The sequence below is a fragment of the Chryseobacterium sp. SC28 genome, assembly GCF_003932955.1.
Classification (GTDB): domain Bacteria; phylum Bacteroidota; class Bacteroidia; order Flavobacteriales; family Weeksellaceae; genus Epilithonimonas.
The window spans coordinates 34,258-53,481 of sequence record NZ_QOVY01000003.1 but is presented as its reverse complement, the minus strand read 5'-3'; the positions used below and the strand labels follow the sequence as shown (position 1 = coordinate 53,481).

At 39.7% G+C, this 19,224-nt stretch carries 18 protein-coding genes and 1 tRNA gene; 4 read left to right on the top strand and 15 right to left on the bottom strand.

Annotated elements, in window-relative coordinates; translation table 11 throughout:
- Positions 1–17: 17 nt before the first annotated feature.
- The 10 genes from DTW91_RS02870 to DTW91_RS02820 all read right to left on the bottom strand — a co-directional run bounded on the left by DTW91_RS02870 (position 18) and on the right by DTW91_RS02820 (position 11,495).
- Positions 18–1,259 carry a glycosyltransferase family 39 protein gene (locus DTW91_RS02870; protein ID WP_185144727.1) on the bottom strand — a complete coding sequence of 414 codons (1,242 nt, stop codon included), beginning with the start codon at positions 1,257–1,259 and terminating at the stop codon, positions 18–20.
- Between the two features lie 76 nt (positions 1,260–1,335).
- A tRNA-His gene (locus DTW91_RS02865) sits at positions 1,336–1,411 on the bottom strand.
- A 34-nt stretch (positions 1,412–1,445) separates the two neighbouring features.
- The gene (bshB1, locus tag DTW91_RS02860; RefSeq protein WP_125201911.1) at positions 1,446–2,168 is read right to left on the bottom strand and encodes a bacillithiol biosynthesis deacetylase BshB1; all 723 of its coding nucleotides are present in this window, start codon (positions 2,166–2,168) and stop codon (positions 1,446–1,448) included.
- 87 nt (positions 2,169–2,255) lie between these two features.
- A complete protein-coding gene (locus DTW91_RS02855; protein ID WP_228412625.1) occupies positions 2,256–3,899 on the bottom strand; it encodes a tetratricopeptide repeat protein in 1,644 nt (547 codons plus the stop codon).
- A gap of 115 nt (positions 3,900–4,014) precedes the next feature.
- On the bottom strand, positions 4,015–4,881 hold the full coding sequence (locus tag DTW91_RS02850; protein ID WP_125201909.1) for a PstS family phosphate ABC transporter substrate-binding protein: 867 nt from the start codon (positions 4,879–4,881) through the stop codon (positions 4,015–4,017).
- 255 nt (positions 4,882–5,136) lie between these two features.
- Positions 5,137–5,964: an energy transducer TonB gene (locus tag DTW91_RS02840; protein ID WP_125201907.1), complete on the bottom strand. Its 828-nt coding sequence runs from the start codon at positions 5,962–5,964 to the stop codon at positions 5,137–5,139.
- 39 nt (positions 5,965–6,003) lie between these two features.
- A complete protein-coding gene (locus tag DTW91_RS02835; protein ID WP_125201906.1) occupies positions 6,004–6,546 on the bottom strand; it encodes an ExbD/TolR family protein in 543 nt (180 codons plus the stop codon).
- Positions 6,547–6,557: 11 nt separating this feature from the next.
- On the bottom strand, positions 6,558–7,163 hold the full coding sequence (locus DTW91_RS02830; RefSeq protein ID WP_125201905.1) for an ExbD/TolR family protein: 606 nt from the start codon (positions 7,161–7,163) through the stop codon (positions 6,558–6,560).
- Between the two features lie 66 nt (positions 7,164–7,229).
- Positions 7,230–8,096 carry a MotA/TolQ/ExbB proton channel family protein gene (locus tag DTW91_RS02825; protein ID WP_125201904.1) on the bottom strand — a complete coding sequence of 289 codons (867 nt, stop codon included), beginning with the start codon at positions 8,094–8,096 and terminating at the stop codon, positions 7,230–7,232.
- A gap of 297 nt (positions 8,097–8,393) precedes the next feature.
- Positions 8,394–11,495 (bottom strand): leucine--tRNA ligase, encoded by a 3,102-nt coding sequence (locus tag DTW91_RS02820; RefSeq protein WP_125201903.1) that lies wholly within the window; start codon positions 11,493–11,495, stop codon positions 8,394–8,396.
- 375 nt (positions 11,496–11,870) lie between these two features.
- Between DTW91_RS02820 and DTW91_RS02815 the strand changes: the two genes are divergently transcribed.
- Together DTW91_RS02815 and DTW91_RS02810 are read left to right on the top strand one after the other, a co-directional pair.
- Positions 11,871–12,623, top strand: coding sequence for a glycosyltransferase family 2 protein (locus DTW91_RS02815; RefSeq protein WP_125201902.1), 753 nt, complete (start codon positions 11,871–11,873; stop codon positions 12,621–12,623).
- A complete protein-coding gene (locus tag DTW91_RS02810) occupies positions 12,623–13,249 on the top strand; it encodes a deoxyuridine 5'-triphosphate nucleotidohydrolase (protein ID WP_125201901.1) in 627 nt (208 codons plus the stop codon). The genes DTW91_RS02815 and DTW91_RS02810 overlap by 1 nt, the downstream gene beginning before the upstream one ends.
- Here the strand turns inward: DTW91_RS02810 and DTW91_RS02805 are convergent.
- Together DTW91_RS02805 and DTW91_RS02800 are read right to left on the bottom strand one after the other, a co-directional pair.
- Entirely contained in the window at positions 13,241–14,500 is a 1,260-nt protein-coding gene (locus DTW91_RS02805; RefSeq protein ID WP_125201900.1) for a 3-deoxy-D-manno-octulosonic acid transferase, read from the bottom strand. The two genes, DTW91_RS02810 and DTW91_RS02805, sit on opposite strands and share 9 nt — an antisense overlap.
- The gene (locus tag DTW91_RS02800) at positions 14,497–14,979 is read right to left on the bottom strand and encodes a DUF1648 domain-containing protein (RefSeq protein ID WP_125201899.1); all 483 of its coding nucleotides are present in this window, start codon (positions 14,977–14,979) and stop codon (positions 14,497–14,499) included. The genes DTW91_RS02805 and DTW91_RS02800 overlap by 4 nt, the downstream gene beginning before the upstream one ends.
- A gap of 204 nt (positions 14,980–15,183) precedes the next feature.
- On the opposite strand from DTW91_RS02800, the gene rpmH reads away from it, so the two are divergent.
- Both rpmH and DTW91_RS02790 read left to right on the top strand, forming a co-directional pair.
- Entirely contained in the window at positions 15,184–15,342 is a 159-nt protein-coding gene (rpmH, locus tag DTW91_RS02795; RefSeq protein ID WP_125201898.1) for a 50S ribosomal protein L34, read from the top strand.
- A 198-nt stretch (positions 15,343–15,540) separates the two neighbouring features.
- Positions 15,541–16,251, top strand: a complete 711-nt coding sequence (locus DTW91_RS02790) for a cell division ATP-binding protein FtsE (protein ID WP_125201897.1) — start codon at positions 15,541–15,543, stop codon at positions 16,249–16,251.
- 67 nt (positions 16,252–16,318) lie between these two features.
- Here the strand turns inward: DTW91_RS02790 and DTW91_RS02785 are convergent, their stop codons facing one another.
- The 3 genes from DTW91_RS02785 to DTW91_RS02775 are packed head-to-tail and all read right to left on the bottom strand — an operon-like array spanning position 16,319 to position 19,101.
- Complete coding sequence (locus tag DTW91_RS02785; protein ID WP_125201896.1) at positions 16,319–17,023, bottom strand: tRNA1(Val) (adenine(37)-N6)-methyltransferase; 705 nt, start codon at positions 17,021–17,023, stop codon at positions 16,319–16,321.
- Between the two features lie 37 nt (positions 17,024–17,060).
- Entirely contained in the window at positions 17,061–18,515 is a 1,455-nt protein-coding gene (locus DTW91_RS02780; protein ID WP_125201895.1) for a sensor histidine kinase, read from the bottom strand.
- On the bottom strand, positions 18,502–19,101 hold the full coding sequence (locus tag DTW91_RS02775; RefSeq protein ID WP_125201894.1) for a riboflavin synthase: 600 nt from the start codon (positions 19,099–19,101) through the stop codon (positions 18,502–18,504). The genes DTW91_RS02780 and DTW91_RS02775 overlap by 14 nt, the downstream gene beginning before the upstream one ends.
- Positions 19,102–19,224: the final 123 nt, after the last annotated feature.

Sequence of the window (19,224 nt, the reverse complement as noted above, 5' to 3'; positions counted from 1 at the left end):
GAATAAAGGCGACACTCTTACGCGGTGTCGCTTTTCTTTGATAGAAAATGCGCAAGGATTTCCATTAAAAGAAATGAAACCAAAACGAGTTGGTACCATTCGAAGTCTAATTTGAACCGCATATTGGCGGCGTGACCAATCATATACGGTAAAGAAAAGTTGGAGAAAAACAGCACTGAAAACCAAAAAACCATTTTGGATTTTTTGTATAAAAAAAAGAGCGAAATCAATGTCAGCAAATCCAAAATCACCACATAGATTTTGCGACCTGCGATTACCGGCCAACTTTGATCATCGACATATTTGGGCGGCATATACCAAAGACAAAGCAGATTGCTGAGTGCTTTTTTGATGAAATATTGGGGTTTGCCTTGTGTTGCTTTTAGCGTTTCTTCTTTATAAATCTTTTCCATCGCCAGCTCATCATTTTCATCGCTCATTTGGTACAAGTTATGATCCCGCTCCGCTGTAATCAATTGGAGATCTTTCCGCAGCTGGCCCTTCGGCGTAAACCCAAAATATATATTCTGCCAAACGGGCGTTTTGGAAGGAATAATCTTATCGAAAACGTAATAATTTCGGATCACCCAAGGCGAATAAAACAGGATTGCTGTACAAGCCATAAGCGCAAAATTTTTGAAACTTACTCTTTCGTAGATTAATAAAGCGAGAATCATCAAGCAAGCCAACGGAACTATAACAACCTGCGTAAGGAACAAAATTGCCGTCACAAAACCAAAGATAATGAAGGAAATCATCCGCTTTTCTTTGGAGCACCAAATTTTAAAATAGAAATACAACCAGAGCAAAAGCAGCGGCACAAAAACGTTGGTTGCCTCGATGATACCGCTGTAAAGGAAATAGGCCGGCGACAAGATATACAAAAAACCGGCGAGCACACCTACTTTTTCCAATCCAAATAATCTTAAAATCCTGAAAAGTAGCAGTGGAATGAAGAAACTTATTAGTGCCTGCACTATGGCGACGCCTAAAAGTGCATTATTGCCCAAAGACCAGATGAAAAAACTTAGAAAAAGAGGATAAACAGGAAGTTTGAAAGCAGTCCCACCAAGATTGATAAACTGCGAATATTGATGATAGGCCACTATATTTTGAGCGATTGCAAAATCCTCTAAACCTACAAATTCTTTCTGAATCAGTACGATATAGAATATTTTCAGGATTACAATTATCCCAGTTGCTATCAATAGATTACCATAAGATAAAAAGGAATTCAGTTTTGCGAGCATCGGCAACATTTGAAAATGTAATTTAAAAATATTTTTGGGATAATGAAAAAAGCGCATCCTCGAAAAAGAATGCGCCTGAGTCTTTGGGTGAATGAGGGGTCTCGAACCCCCGACCTCCGGAACCACAATCCGGCGCTCTAACCAACTGAGCTACAATCACCGTTTTTCGCGTGTGCAAATATAACTTTTTATCGTTTAATCACAAACAATTCCGTCGAAATTTTTGAAAGCAAGGAGCTTTTCGGTGGTAAAACCTTCGGCAAATTCTACGCCCGATAGTCTCCCTAAATCCTGCGCCCTGTACGTCAAGCTTTCTAAAAAATCTTTTGTAGCGATGGGGGTGATTGGCTCCGTAGAGTTCGGATCGTAAAATTGCGTTTTGTAGGCCAAGCAAGCTTCAATCTTTTGATTTAAAAATCCAGTGATGTCGATCACGAAATGTGGCACTACATTTCGCCACTGGATATAATGGAAGATGTGCTTCGGCCGCCAGATTTCTTGCAAACCCTCACTATCAAAGGTTTCTATTTTTTTTAGTCCCGATAAAAAACAAGCATCGGAAACCAACTTTGCTGCTTTGGCGTGGTCGGGATGGCGATCGTCGATTGCATTTGCCAACACAATATCGGGTCGATATTTTCTGATCATTTCCACGATTTTTAGTTGATATTCTTCCGAATTAATAATAAAACCATCTTTCATTTTTAGATTTTCCCTGGCGGAGATTCCTAATATTTTTGCAGCTTCTTTAGCTTCCGCCGCTCGGGTCTCGGCGGTTCCGCGCGTACCCAACTCCCCTTCGGTCAAATCTACAATGCTGATTGATTTGCCTTCGGCTATCAACTTCAAAATGGTGCCTCCGCAGCCTAATTCTACATCGTCAGGATGGGCGCCAATTGCCAAGATATCACATTTCATTCTCAAAAATATTATTTACAAATGTATTAAAATCAAAACTTCCCAATCGCCAGGAATGGGAAGTTTTAGTAATTGATTATGTAGAGTTTACTGATTAAGGTTTTTCTGCAAATTAAGAGCATCTGCATATGTTGGGTTGAGTGCCAACGATTTCGCCACCATTTCTTTCGCTTTTTCTTTATCGGTGTCTTTTACAATGAAAGCAATCGCGAAGTAAGCGTAAGAGAGTGTCTCTTTGTTGGCTTCCTGATCTGCGGCGGGTTTCGAAGTCAAAACATCAATATACTTTTGATAAGCCGCAGCGGCAAGATCTTGTTTACCGGCCTGTTGGTAGGCATACCCTTGGCTGTAATACGCCGGCTCCCAATCCGGAAGCAATGTAATCATTTTTTGCCAAGTCATGATCGCACCATCCCAGTTCTTGACATCCTGGTAAGCCTGAGCTAATTTATAAATAGCGTCGGTATCTTGCGGATTTGCAGCAACTTTGGCTTTAAGGGCTTCAATCTGCGGTGATGTAGCACCGGCGTCTGGAGAAAGTCCCACCAAGCCACCTTTTATTTTTGCCAATTCAGCATCCCAATTCATGGTCTCGTCTTTTGCGTTTTTTGCAATGCTTAATTTTTGTTGAGACAATGCTTCGAGTTGTGCTTTCTTGGCTGCATCTTTTTCGTCTTTGGCTAATCCTGCTGCGATAAGACCTTGCAGACCTTCATCGGAAGTCTGGACTCTTGAAGAATCTGCCTGAGACAAGAAAGTATTCATATTTTGCTGAGCTTCAGCATATTTACCTTCGCCATATAAGATGTATGCACGCAATTTATATTTGATTGGGTCGGTCACCTTATCAAAAACAGCATCTAAAGTCGCCTTGGCGTTTGTATAATCTTCATTAGTAAAATAAAGTTTTGCGATTTCCAATTGTGTATATGGATCTTCATCGGCATATTTTGCATAATTTATCAAATTCTGTGTTGCTTCGGCATTTTTCTGATATCTGATATTATAGCCCGCCAATGCCTTGTAAGCCGGCGCATAGGTGGGATCTACCGCGAGTGCTTTATCAATATTGGCTTTGGCCTGTTGCCATTGTTTGGCTGCAATCCACAGTGTTGCTTTTCTGGTATATACGGAAGCTTTGTTCTTTGCCACGGCTTCTGCTTTGTCGTAGGCGGTCATTGCATTTCCGGGATCTTTTTTGATTCTGTAGGCATCGCCTAAAGAATAATAGTAATTAGCAGGCACTCCTGTTTTCTGCGCTTTTTCGATGGCTTTATTCAGGTAGGTGATTGCAAGATCGGGCGAACTGTACTTTTCGAATAAGGTAAGCGCTTCGCCTGCTCTGAAAAGCACTTCCGGATCTTTTTCTCTGGAGTCTTTTACAATTTGCTGAATTTCTGTGATGGCAGATTTGTCACCCTTTCCTAGCTTGACGGCGGCGAGACCCAACTTGTTCAAAAGACTTTTGGGATCTACGGACAGACCTTTGTTAAAACTTTCCTTGGCCAATTCAAAATTGGGATCAAATTGTGTAAGATATATATTTCCCAAATAGAAGTAGTAACTCGCTTCATTAGGATTCTGATTGATAAGTTCTTGGAAATTTTGCTTCGCTTTCGCATATTTTTGGCTGTCTACCAAGTTGATTCCGTCTTGCACCGACTGTGCAAAACTTAGGCTGGTAAATAAACCGACTGCTGCTGTTACAATAATTTTTTTTGATAAATTCATTATATTCTCTGTTTTCATTATTCCTTTTAAACTATAAATTTGTTTTTCTGACAATATTCAGACCAAAATAGATAATAAAATTTAATTAGCGTGTTAAAAAAATATTAAAATTAAGCTATCTCATTTGCACTTCCCTCGGGAAAATATTATAAGGTTGCAATCCCTCTTTCTCTACGATAATCTGACCAAGCTGCTGGCAGGAAAATCTTATAAAACCATTTCCCAAGCCATAATAAGATTCATTAGTAAGGAAATATAGAATTCTGGTAAAAGGATAGGTCATATTCTTGAGATTGTCGATAGAGACGTCGTAGATTTTATGATCTTGAATAATTTTTAAAATTTTCAATTCTTTTCTAAGGTTTTCCGCTTCTTTGCCATAGGGTCTGCTGATGGTGTTGTAGCTGATCACACCGATTTTGTCTGGATAGTTTTTCAGCTGCTGGGCTACATTTTTGTTTCCAGGGATGACGGAAAATTTTAAGTCGCCCGGATTTTTTTTGAATTTCTGAGCAACAAAATTGAGATTACTCGAGTTTACCCCATCGAATATCATTCTTTTTTCATCAGAATTTAATTCCTTATAAATATCTTCCATGGAGATAGCTTCCAAAGGCGAATCTTTTGGAACCACAAAGAGCACTGCATCGGCTGCAAATTTAGCCGGTAGCCAAGGCATATCTATTTTTTTATCATAAGCTTCTTTTTCCTTTTGGGATAGCTCTCTCGACATCACGACGACCCTCACTTTTTTATCCAAAAGATCCAGTAATCCCAGATCTTCTTTTTTAATAACAAGGTTGATCTTGGTCTGGGGATTAAGAGCGGTATATCTTTCTACCAAGGCTTCCAAAACGCTCCTGAAGGACTCGTCTGCTTCTACGGTGATTTCGCCTTTATTTGGATTATCAATATCGATATCTTTGGAGCAAGAATAGAAAAAAAACAAACTTATCCAGCTCAGAAGAAGTATTTTTTTCATTTTTCAATTATCATTTTTGAGGGCTATAATAGCGCGTACAAATCTAAAGATTCCATATCCAACTAATAAAGCGCCTAGGGGATAGGCAATATTAGATTCAATGATTCTTGAGAATCTGTAAACTATCATTAAAACCCCGAATGCGATGTAGAGAAATCCTACCAATAAAGAAAGCCATTTATACATGTCGCAAATTTAATAAAAAAAGAGAAGTTGTGAAAACTTCTCTTTTGCATAGCTATTAGGTCGACTGATCTATTGGAAATTCATTGTAACAGGGAATCTAAATCTAGATCGCACCGGTTGACCGTTGACTTTTCCAGGCGTCCATTTTGTTTTTATCGACCGCACTGTTTCTTCAGCTGCCCTGTTGAAAGCTGCATTGGGTCCTGTGGCTTTTATTTGAGTAAGAGAGCCGTCTTTTTCTACAACGAAGGTGATTTCGGTTTTGATAGTACCTTCTCCTTCCAGATCGGTTCCATCAAAGTTGTCCACGAATTTCCTTCTGAATGCGGTATTGACACCTCCCGGGAAATCAGCCGCTTGATCTACAGACTCGTACACCTCATTGGTTACGGGTTTCACCTCAACTGTCACTGCCTTGCCCGTGCCGGGAGGCGGTGGTGGAGGGGTATAGACGGGTGTTCTCACTCCTTCCTGATTAGTTAGCCCTGTGGTAGTTTTGAGCTGTTCTGTAATGGGCGGTGGCGGCGTCTCAATCTTCGGCGCTCTTTTAGGTTCTGGCACCACGTTTTGTATTACTTCTTGTTGTTGCTCCACTTTTGGAGGAGGCGGTGGAGGTGGTTCTTCCTCTTTTGGCACTTCTACAATTGGCTCTTCTTCTAATATATCTACCAATTTCGCGTCCACTTCTACAGATTCTTTCGCATTCATTTCTTGAATCTTCAGATATATAAGAGGAGAAACTGCGAGGATAATAAAAAGAACCGTCCCTATGATGAAGGATCTTGTGAGCAACTTGGGATACGATTTCCTAAGGTCATACGCTCCGTACGCTTTATTTCTATGTTCAAATACAATCTCATCAAGTGTTTGATTGTAATTCAAATTTTCGTCTGCCATTTTTGATATTTTAAATATGATAATTGTAGCGAGAACTTGCTATTCCCCGACTTTTCTTTTGTAGATAGCCAACTCCCAGGGTTTGATATCGGTGACACCATATCTTTCGTTTTTGGTAATGGCCATCTCGTCTAGAATATCTACAAAATTCTTATATACTGCATCATCCGTTGGCTTTATAATTACTGTAAATTTGTCTTTATCAGCTGCGGCGGCTTTTGCCTTCTCGATTACTTGTCTGATTCCTTCTCTGTCAAAACTGGTTTCAATAAAATTTTCATCATTAAGACCTTCCTGATCTTGCTGGTGATAAAAAACTCTGTTGTCTTTACCTATGATGATAGAAATTGAATTGCTCAATTTGATTTCTGTATCCGGTGGTTTTTGTTTTTCATCTTTCGGTTTTGCCGGAAGACCGAGATCCATCACATTGGGTTTGCTGAATGTTGTGGTGAACATAAAGAACATCAACATCAGGAAATTCAAATCAACCATCGGTGTCATATCTACACGGGGATTGTGCTTCTTCGAGCGAACTTTGCCGCCTTTGCCACTATCCTCTTTTACTTCTACTTCTGCCATTTCTCGTTGGATTAATTTGTTTTAGTTTCTTGTGATGTAATCAACCAAAATTTAAGAAAATCTATATCTCTCAAACCTTCAAACAACGTTTTGACTTTCGGATACTTAGTGGTTACATCGCCTTTGATTGCCAACTTGTAATTTGGATTTACGGCAAGGCTCTGCTGTACCCAATCAATTAACTGTTTGTTTGTACTGTCCATCGGAACTCCTTCTTTCGATTTATATGCTTTCCGCTGTTGCTCGGGCAGATTCAAAAAACTTTTCAACTGTCCCATTGGCACTACAACAGCTTCTATTTTTGCAAAGGCAACTTTTTCAGGATTGGTAAAGCTCATTTTATACTTTGCTCCCATTTTGTCCAAGAGTTGCATTCTTTCTGATCCGTTTTCTACCGGCTGGAAATAAAACACGCCGTCGCTCGTAACACTTACGGTCATTAGACTGGCATCAGGAAGTAATTTTTCTGATATAGAAGAAGGCGGTTTTATCTGTGCCACATCGGGCTTTTTGAACTGGGTAGTTGTAATGAAGAATGTAAGAAGTAAGAATGTTACATCGCACATTGCTGTCATATCCAGCGCTACCCCGTGTCTTTTTGGTTTAATTCTCGCCATTGTTTTGTCTATTTAACTATTTGATGAATTTAAAATGTAAAATACATTTTATAAAAGCTCGATTTCTTAGTGAAATTCAGCAAAAGACTGTTGGATACTCATAGAAATCTCGTCGATCTTATAAGTAAGGTTATCGATTTTGGAAGTAAAATAGTTATATAGGATGATCGCGACTGCAGAGGTGCTAATACCCAGAGCCGTATTCATCAACGCCTCGGAGATACCGATAGATAGTGCAGCAGCATCCGGTGTTCCGCCCGCTTGTCCCAAGGCTTGGAATGAACGGATCATCCCCAATACTGTTCCAAGCAAGGCAACCAATGTAGCAACGGTTCCCAAGGTGGAAAGGATGTTCATGTTTTTTTCCAACATTGGCATTTCCAGAGTAGTGGCTTCTTCGATGGCTTTGTTGAGACCAGCCATTTTTTGCTCTTTGTCCAAAGTGGTATCTACTGCCAAAGCTTTGTAAGTCGTAAGGCCTTCTTTCACCACGTTGCCAATGGAACCTTGTTGTTTGTCGCACTCTTCGAGAACTTCATCAATTTTGTTGTTATTGAGCAATTTTCTTGCTTTTAGAACAAAGTTGTCTACGTTTCCTGTTCCTTGAGCTTTGTTTAATACAATTGCTCTCTCAATTGCAAATACGATAACGATAATCATAAAAGTGATCAAAACAGGAACAAGAACTCCTCCCATATAAATAACGCCTAATCCGTGAGGATGCAACTCCGTCGTTTTGATATCATTTGCAAATGCTACCGAGGATTTGCCGGCAAGCCGCGCATCTTCCTGAAAATTGGACGGATTACCCAATACAAATAAATAAATGGCAATACCAATCACTAATAAAATTGGGATGATTATTGCAGGATTAAGACCTCCTTTTTTTCTAGCAACTACTTGCTCGTCTGTGTTTGAAACATTCATTTCCATATTAAAACTAAATTATAATTGTTAAATTTTATTTTTGTAAAATAAAGCCAAATTATTTAAAAATGCAAACTAAATAACGTGACTTTGTATTTTTTTTATGTTAAGATTTATCGCACCTGAAAGTGATCCTAACATCTAAACTTTTTTTTTATCATTTTATTATATCAATCGGGGAACATGATTAAAATAATCACTACCAATCGTCTCTATTTAATACGTCCGCAATTAACTGAAAAGTTCTATGCTATGTAAGAATTTTTTGTTAACATTTTTACAATTATCATTTAAATTGCAGAATTACGCGACAATATTAATGATTTTTTTTGGAACGAAGATGAAATTTTTAACTGTTTTTCCGTCTAAGTATCTTTTTATTTCTTCATTTTCCAAGATAATTTTCTCTACCTCATCTTTTCCCAGATCTGCAGCCAATTTAAGCTTGAATTTCATCTTTCCGTTAAAACTTATCGGATAATCTATCTCGTCTTCCGCAAGATAATTTTCATCGAGAATCGGAAACTTTTCGAACTCGATAGAACTCTGATGTCCCATCAAAGACCATAACTCTTCGCAGATGTGCGGCGCATACGGCGAAATAAGGATTGCCAGCGGCTCCAATATTTTTCTTTTATTACATTTCAGTTTCTGTAACTCGTTGACAGCTATCATAAAAGACGAAACCGAAGTATTGAAAGAAAAATTCTCGATATCAAAGAGTACTTTTTTGATTAAGGTATGGAGAATCTTGAATTCCGCTTTAGTTGGCTCTTCATCAGAAACTTCAAAAGTATCACCGTTGAAATACAAGTTCCAGAATTTCTTCAAAAACCCGTAAACACCACTAAGACCTTGCGTGTTCCAAGGTTTGGATTGCTCCAATGGACCGAGGAACATCTCGTACAAGCGCAAGGCATCGGCGCCATACTCGCTGCAAATATCATCCGGGTTGACGACATTGTATTTGGATTTGGACATTTTTTCTACTTCGCGGCCACAGATATATTTTGCCTCACCCCAACCCTCTCCGAGGGAGAGGGAGCTGATTCCGTTTTCGAATATGAACTCCGCTTCCGCAAACTCGGGTCTCCATTGTTTGAATTTTTCAATATCTAATTCGTCGGTTGTACCTTTTAACAAAGAAATATCAACGTGAACTGGCATTAAAAACCATTTTAGAGCTTCAAAGTCAACTTGTATTTCTTCAATGTTTGGATATTTTAATCTAAATTTATCTGCGATTACATTTTTTATTTTGTTTACTTGATTTAAAATTTCCAAATCAGTTTCTAAATTGTAATTTTCATCAAGTTTAAATTTATCAATATGTTTTTTAGAAATAAAAATTGGAGTTCCATTTATAACTTCTTGATAATATTGTTTAAATTCAATTGAAGAGAACTTCTCTTTGTTAGAATCAAAAACTGTAACAGTCAAGAAGTTTCTATAAACAAACGCACTCATCCCCAAAATCATCCCCTGGTTAATCAATTTTTGGAAAGGTTCATTTTGCTCAATGTAACCTCTGTCTTTCAAAAACATATTCCAAAACCGGGAATACAACAAATGTCCGGTGGCGTGCTCGCTTCCTCCGATGTACAAGTCCACTTGTCCCCAATAATCGGTCAATTCTTTTTTAGCAAAAACCTCATCATCATTCGGATCCATATATCTTAGAAAATACCAAGAACTTCCAGCCCAGCCCGGCATCGTCGATAATTCCAGTGGGAAAACGGTTTCATCATTAATCAAATCTGTGGCAACCACTTTCTGATTTGCTTCGTCCCAGGCAAACGTTTTCGCATTTCCTAATGGCGGATCGCCGTTTTCTGTCGGTAGATATTTTTCAACTTCCGGAAGTTCCAAAGGCAAAGCGGAATTTGGCAACGTGTACGGCATTCCGTCCTTATAATAGATAGGAACCGGCTCGCCCCAATATCTTTGTCTGGAGAAAATCGCATCCCGCTGTCTGTAATTCGTTGTTCCGTGACCGATGCCTCGGTTTTCGATTTCGGCAATTATTTTTGCTTTAGCCTCTTTATAATTAAGTCCGTTCAAAAAATCAGAATTGATGCAAAACGAATCTTTAGAATCGTATGCTTCTTCCTGAACATCTACATCAGATTCTACAACTTTGATAATTTCTAACCCGAACTTCTTTGCAAATCTATGGTCGCGCTCATCGTGCGCAGGAACCGCCATCACGGCGCCCGTTCCGTAACCCATCAAGACGTAATCCGAAATGTAAACCGGCATTTCTTTTCCGGTAAAAGGATTGATGGCGTAGCTTCCCGTGAAGGCTCCAGAAACATTTTTCACGTCGGCCATCCTATCACGCTCTGTTTTTTTGGAAGTTTCTTCGATGTAATTTTGGACTTCGGATTTCTGCTCCGGAGTTGTTAAATTTTGGACCAGCGGATGTTCAGGCGCCAAAACCATAAAAGTTGCTCCGAAAATTGTGTCGGGACGTGTGGTGAATACTGAGATCCTCACCCCCAACCCCTCTCCTTTTGAGAGAGCTGGGGTGAAAACCTCAAACTCCACCTCCGCACCCTGAGATTTCCCAATCCAATATTCCTGAGCATCTTTCAAAGGCTGAGGCCAGTCCAAAGTTTTCAAACCTTGCAGCAATCTTTCCGAATATGCAGAAATACGCATACTCCACTGCATCATTTTCTTTTGAAAAACGGGATAACCGCCTCTTTCGGATTTCCCATCTTTGACTTCATCATTGGCCAAAACAGTTCCCAGAGCCGGGCACCAATTCACCGTCGTTTCTGCTCTGTAAGCCAGCCGATAGTTTAGCAATATTTCTTCTTTCTTAATATCAGAAGCATTTTTCCATTCATCAGAAGTAAAATTTAATTCCTCATTTTGATTGGCATTCAATCCTTCTGTTCCTTTTTCTTCAAAATGCTGGATTAAGGTTTCGATAGATTCTGCCTTGTCCGAATCTTTGTTGTACCAGGAATGAAACAACTGGATGAAAATCCATTGCGTCCATTTATAATAAGAAGGATCCGAAGTTCTCACTTCTCTGCTCCAGTCAAACGAAAAACCAATTTTCCTTAATTGCTCTTCGTATCGCCTGATATTTTGTTCGGTGGTGATTGCCGGATGCGTTCCGGTCTGTATCGCATATTGCTCGGCAGGAAGTCCAAAACTATCGTAACCAATCGGATGGAGAACGTTGAAACCCTGATGCCTTTTGAATCTCGCATAGATGTCCGACGCGATGTATCCCAGCGGATGACCCACGTGAAGCCCGGCTCCGGAAGGATACGGAAACATATCGAGGACGTAGAATTTCGGTTTGTCGGTTGAGTCGGAAGTCTTGTAAGTTTGGTTGTCTTCCCAATATTTCTGCCACTTTTTTTCTATCTGCTGATGGTCGTAAAACATTCTATGAACTAAGAATTAATAATGAATAATTTTTTAGAGTCACAAAGTTAAGATTTTGAAAGAAATGGACAATTTTTAATTTTTCGCATTCACTTTTCAACAATAACAATTATTTGGGCGCCTTTATCCGTCCTCCGTTCCCGCTTTTTTATTTTTCCAAAGAAAAAATAAAAAGAGCTCCACTCAGGCCGGGGCGCATATTCCGAGCTTCAAATCAATATTTGCCATCTACCACAACATTTGAAATCGTAAAATAGCAGTCCGTATTAGACTTGTAACACGGAGCGGAGTCGAAGTGCCTTCATCATCACAAAGTCTTTTATCTTTCATCTATTATCTTAAAGTCTATATTTTTATCTTTGTAAAAAATCCCCATTGCCGGAAGTCTCAATCATCACGCCAAGCTACAATTCTTCAAAATATTTGAAAGAAACGATTGCTTCTGTCCTCAAACAAACTTTTGAGGACTGGGAATGGCTGATTACCGATGATTGCTCAACCGACAATTCCATAGAAATTCTGAGACAGCAAAACGACCCAAGAATCAAGGTATTTAAAACTAAAAAAAATGGCGGCGCAGGACACGCCAGGAACATTTCTCTCGAAAATGCAACCGGAAGATTCATCACTTTTCTGGACGCCGACGATTTTTGGGAACCCAATTTCCTCGAAGAAATGATCGCTTTTATGAAATCTGAAAATGCCGAGTTGGCCTACTCCACCTATTCCCGCTGCGATGAAAATCTGAATCCGATTTTAGGAGATTTCGAAGCAGATACGGTTGTGGATTTTAATAATCTTCTGAAAACCTGCAGATTATCACTCTTAGCCTCGATGTATGACTCCAAAAGAGTTGGAAAATTCTACTTCCCCGAAGGCACCAAACGCGAAGACCACGTGATGTGGCTGGAACTTTTGAAGAAAATCCCGCAAGGAAAACCCTTGAAAAAAACTTTGTCCAGATACAGAATGCTGCCCAACAGCGTCTCCCGAAAAAAATCAGACGTGATGAAAGACCAATATTTGGTTTACAAAAATTATATGAAATTTTCTACCCTCAAATCTCTGTATTACACGGCGAATTGGGCATTGAACGGTTTTATCAAATATTCAAAAATCTTTAATTAATGGAATATTCAAAAGAATTCAAGCGGGCTCTGAGCGAGTTTTCTCCCGCGGAAAAAGATAAATTGATCTTCCGATTGCTGAAAAAAGACAGATTGCTCTCTAAGAAACTTTATTTCGAACTCATCGATCCGGAAACCGTCGACGAAAAACGAAATGCAATGGAAGAAAACATCATTAAAAATGTCGCCTATGCTTGCAAATATATTGCCAATCAAAAATATTTTCTAATGCTCATAAGGAGCAGCAGCGGCGAAATAACAGAGCACGTGAAGGTTACAACCGATAAATTTGGTGACGTTTATTTGAACTTATTTTTGATCAACAAAATTTTGGAGCATAACTATCAATTATCATTTGAAAGATTCGACAACGTTTACAAACTCTACATCTATCTCATCAATAAAATCTTCAAAGCCTTGATTTCTATCAAAAAACTGGACGAAGATTATTGGATGGAATTTGACGAACTTTTGGCTGATATCGATTTCCAAATCCACGAAAATCTATATCTTGAAAAAATCTGCATCAATAACGGATTGGATTTCAACTGGTTGAAATGCGAAAACATTCCCGATCATCTGGAACTCATCGTGAAAAAAATTAAAAGCCAAGGTTTTTTACGATAAGATTTTCTTCAAAATAATTTCTGTGGCATTCGGCTGAGAACGCACGAATTCGCCGGCATTGTTCGCCATTTCTTTCAGATAAGAAACTTCGCCATCTTGCGTGGCCAGATCTTGCTTCATCATTTCCTCGATGAAGGTTGCCGCCGTCACAAAATCGTCGAAACATTTGCCGCCCTTTGCCGCAATCAAATTTTCGGCTTCGGGATTTTGCTTGTAATGACTTCCGAAAATGACCGGAACCGAGTAAACGGCCGCTTCCAAAATATTGTGCAAACCCGCCGAATGAAAACCGCCGCCGACAACCGCCAAATCTGCGTAAGAATATAATTTGGAAAGCTTTCCGATGCTGTCGATGATTAAAATTTGACAATTGGAAGTTTGAAGTGCTTCAGAATTGGAAAGCGAACTGTACAAAATGGCGTTTGGAAATAATTTCTGTAGATGCGCAACGCGGTGCAAATCGTGCGGCGCGATGGCAAATTTGGTTTCGGGAAGTTTTTTGACCAAAAGTTGGGCAATATCTTCCTCGCTTTGCCAAGAACTTCCGAAAACGATTAGTTTCTGATCGCCTTTAAACTCTTCTATAAAATCGAGGTGATTGTCTCTTTGTAGAAACTGTTTCACGCGGTCAAATCTCGTGTCGCCGGAAACGGAGGAGTTTATCAATCCAATATTTTTTGCCAAAGCAGAAGATTTGATGGTCTGATGAAAAAACCAATCGACGTTATTTTTCAGTTGCTTCACAAACCATTTGCCGTAGCTCTCAAAGAAAATCTGATGCTCATAAAACAAGGCAGAAATCACATAAATCTTTGTTCCTCGATTTTTTAGTTCGCTCAGAAGATTGTACCAGTAATCATATTTTACCGTGAAGAAAATCTCGCAGTCGAAGCTAAAAACAAATTCCTGAATATCTTTCTTTTTATCGAAAGGCAGATAACAAATCGCATCGGCGACATGCTTTTTCTTCTTCACATTTTCATAACCTGATGGCGAGAAAAATGTGATTAGAACCTTATAATCTTGGAATTGTTCTTTTAATTTTTCGAGAACTGGTAAACCTTGCTCGTACTCGCCCAGGCTGGAAGCGTGCATCCACAGGACTTTATCTTCTGGTGAAAAAGCGTTTTTCACAATGTCCAGAGATAGCTTTCTGCCTCGGATTCCTTTTTTGGTTTTGGCATCGAAGATTGAATAGACCTTCATTCCGAAAATCATCAGGCGGACGAAAAGATTGTACAGAGATTTCATCGGGAATCCTTGCGGGTTTGAGAATTAGAAATTGAGACGGAATAAATCATCATTCCAATGATAAAAATCAAAAGTGAGCCTCCCAAATAACCAATTGCCGAAATTGATTCTTTTGATTTGCCTAATGCGATCGCAATACTTTCGTAGTTGATATCTGCAAACATCAGCATCAAAATAAAATTCAAAATATTGACAACCAATCTTCCGATTTTGGGATTTTCCTTTAGGTTCGTAGGGATATTGAGTAATGGAGAACTCGGATTTTTGGAAAGATACAGCATCAATGCAAAACAGGCCGTTGCAACCGCAAGCAAAAACCAAAGTGAATTTTTGCTTCCAAAACCATCGGGTTTGCCACTGAAGTTAAAATGAGTTGGAATGATTTCCGGCAACTTTTGAAAATTTATAATTGTAAAAATCCAGATGAAAATCAAGATTAAGCCGGAAATTGTATTTGAAAAAGTGGAAATGCTTTTCATTAGTTTAGCTTCATTTTTCTGACACAAATCTAAGGATAATGATAGACTTTAAGAAAATAGGGAAAATATTTATTTTAATCGATCCGCTAAATTATTTTAGAGATGATAACTGAAAATTGTTATAAAAAAGTTGTAGCACAAAATAAAAGCTGTATATTTGCAATCTGAAAATTTAACAGTAATTACGAACTAAATATACCGGCGATGAGCAAAAGAACGTTCCAACCATCTGAGAGAAAAAGAAGAAACAAACACGGTTTCCGCGAAAGAATGTCCACCCCAAACGGCAGACGAGTGTTGGCCGCTAGAAGAGCTAAAGGCAGAAAGAGTTTAACTGTTAGCGCACAGCGCGCTAAGAGATAATTTCGAAAAATTATCATATAAAAAGAATGTCTGGACGTGTGTTCAGACATTTTTTTGTTGTTAAAATTTCCCAAAAATTGATGCCCTACAAGATGTTTTTATTATTTTTGGATGGATTAAACGCTGTATGACGATTATGCCACGAAGTCGACAAGCAATCTTATCACTGATCAATTATCACTATCAATTATCATCATTATGCCACACAGAAATGAGCCGGGAGTTAGCATTATAGATCTAAACGACGCAAAAATTGTTCAGAAAAACTTCACCGTCCTTAATGACGTGGATCTTCATATCAAAAAAGGAAAATTCTGCTACCTCATCGGGAAAACGGGCTCCGGAAAGAGCTCTCTTCTGAAAGTTCTCTACGGACAACTCCCTTTGCAAGGCGGTAGCGGCCAGGTTGCCGGCTTCGATTTGACAAAATTAAAACAATCTGATGTTCCCAACCTGAGACGAAAATTGGGAATCGTTTTCCAAGACTTTCAACTGCTGCCCGACCGCAATATAGAAAAAAATCTGCTTTTCGTTTTGGAAGCCACCGGCTGGACAGACAAACAGAAAATGGAAGAACGGATAGACGAAGTTCTCTCGAGCGTGGGGATGAAAACCAAAAAACACAAAATGCCGCACCAGCTGTCCGGCGGCGAGCAGCAGCGTGCTGCGATTGCAAGAGCGCTTTTGAATCATCCGGAATTAATCCTTGCGGATGAGCCGACGGGAAATCTGGATCCGGAGACCTCAAACGATATTATGACGCTTCTAAAAAATCTTTCGGAAGAAAACCATTGCGCCGTAGTGATGGCAACCCACGATTATCATATGATTCAAAACTTTCCCGGCGAAGCCATCCGTTGCGAAAATGGCAAGGTCTCGGTTTTGGATACGGCGGAACTTTTTGAATAATCTTTAGAAATTGGATGTTTGATATCAATTTTGATGTTTTTTTAGCAATAGAATCTTTCGGAAAATTTCATAGCGGTTTTTTGTGGAAAAGATGAAAATCTTTTGTCAATTCCAAATATTCATCAGAATACACTCTGGGTGATTTCTCTATCACAAAGTTCTCGATTTTTGGTTCCGATTTCACCAATGCATATTCCAAAACAACACGTTTCGGCTCCGCGGTTTTGATGCCTTTGATGCTGACTTTTCTTTGAAGAAATAGCTTCAGCTCAAAGCAATTTTCGGTGAATTCTTTTTCAGAATCCAGGGGAATGATGACTGTGAAAAGTCCTTTTTCCGAAAGTAATTGACTTGCCTTGTTAATTAAACCAGAAAAATTTAATTCCAATCTCTGTCTTGCAAGAATATCTTTCCCGGAAGCATTAATTTCGAAATAAGGCGGATTGGAAATGATAAGATCAAACTTTTGTTCTGTTTCGAACGTTTTGAAATCTTGTAATTCAGCTTTCATTCTTCGCGAGAATGGCGCATTGGAGAAATTGATTTCAGAAAGATCCACAGCATGCGAATTGATGTCTATCGCCAAGATCGTCGCATTTGGATTTCTTTGGGCTAACATCAAAGAAATAATGCCCGTGCCGGATCCGACTTCCAAAATATGCTGAGCTCCGGAAACGCTTGCCAAAGCGCCCAGCAGAACAGCATCTGTTCCCACTCGGAAGACCGATGGCGCTTGTTTGACAGCGAATTTTTTGAAGTTGAAATCTTTCATTATTGTGAAACCCCGATCGACCGCCTCATCAAAAAATTTAAAGGTTGCACGGCATCGAAATCGTAAAAGTAGCGCCTTTATCGAGCTCAGAAACCACCGTAATCGTACCGTTATAATCTTCTACCATTCTTTTTACCATTGTCAGGCCGATGCCCATACCGCTGTTTTTGGAGGTGAAATTGGGATCGAATATTTTGTCCAGCTTATCGGCGGGGATCCCTACTCCATTGTCTTGAACCGTTATTTTGATCCGCTTTTCGATTTTTTCCAGATCTACATTGATGAGAGATTTTCTTTCGCCGGATTTTGCTTGGCTGGCATTGTTTACGAGGTTGGTAATGATTCTCGTGAGATAATCCTTGTCGATCCTCATCCGGATATCTTCCTGGTTGGCGTGGACAAAGATATTCTCGTCGCTGAAGATTAATAGTGCATTTCTTACTTCGGTGTTCAGACAGATTTCGACATCATTTTTTTGCGGCAGCTGCGCAAATTCGGAAAAGGCATTCGCCACCCTATTGATCACATCGATTTGACCGATGATGATCTCGCTGAGATTTTTAACTTTATTGCTAATGTGGGGATCGTTGGGGTCAAATTTCCGCTCAAAATTCTGCATCATCAGTTTCATCGGCGTCAGCGGGTTTTTGACTTCGTGTGCCACCTGCTTCGCCATTTCTTGCCACGCAGATTGCTTCTCGATGTAGCTCAATCGTTCGCGCTGGTCGGCGATCTCGGCGATCATCTTGTTATAAGCTTTCACCAGCGCATTGAGTTCATCGTTTTTATAATATTTGATAGGTTTTAGATTTTTATCAAACAGATTGATGCTGCTGATCATCGATGTAAATCGGGTAATGGCGTCTGTCAGGTTGTTGGAAATAATCCAGCTGAGCCAAATACTAAAAAGAATAATCAAAACGTTGACGCCGATAATGTAGCCAAAATAATTCCGGAAGACGCTCATATAAGCACTCTCATTATGATAGTACGGAAAGTAGATGTACGCAATATCTTCCAACATATTATTTTTCAGAACCATATACGACGAGATGATGCTGGCGCCCAATTTTTCGTCGTAGGATTTTTCATCGTACTTTTTTCCGTTTTTCCGGATTTCTTTCAGAACCTTGGCAGGCATCTTTTTTTGCTCCACAAGATTGGGGTCTTTGTTGGATAGCAGATAGTTACCTTTCAGGTCATAAATAATAATGTCGTGCTTGTTGATGTCCGCAATTTCATAAATTTTATTTCCCAACACCTTGGGAATATCATACGTCTGAACCTGAGAATGGCTAAGTGCATAATCCAGCGAAGCCATCAGCGCCTCGGTTTTATTCTGCATATCGGTTTTGCTCTGCTTCTTGGCATTGTCTCGCAGAATCACAAAAGACAGAGCCGCCGAAGTCACCACACTCAAGATACAAATCGTAAGAAAACCCGCAAAAACCCGGTTCCTCAGTTGGTAACCTTTATAATCACTTAATGACATTCTGTTTTTTTAATAATTTGGCAACATACTTCCCGATAATGTCAAATTCCAGATTCACCACATCGCCTTTCTCAAGATTTCTCATATTCGTAAACGCCCAAGTATAAGGAATAATGGCCACAGAAAACTGCCCTGCACCGCTCTCCGCCACCGTCAGGCTGATTCCGTTCACCGTAATAGAGCCTTGCGGAACCGTCGTATATTCCGCCGATTCATCATACTTAATGGTAATGAAATAACTCCCGTTCCTATTTTCGATGCTATCCACCACGCCCGTTTTGTCCACGTGGCCTTGCACGATATGCCCGTCCAATCGCCCTTCGAAGCGCAAACATCGCTCCAGATTCACTTCCGTCCCAACATCCCAACAACCAAGATTCGTCTTTGCCAGCGTCTCGTGGATCGCCGTCACTTTGTAAAAAGGGTTCACCACCTCCACCACCGTAAGGCAACAGCCATTGTGAGCCACGCTCTGGTCGATTTCCAATTCGCCAGCAAAAGGCGCACTCAGCCAAAAATCTATATTACTTTCCCGTCTTTCAATTTTCTCGACTTTCCCGGTCGCTTCAATGATTCCTGTAAACATTCTCTGATAATATTTTAAAATTTTTAGAAGCTTGATCCCGCTTTCCGTTGCAATCTTTTTCTTTTTTTTCCGAAAAAAAAGAAAAAGGATTTCCACTGCAATCGGGGCTATGGGCTTGGTCAT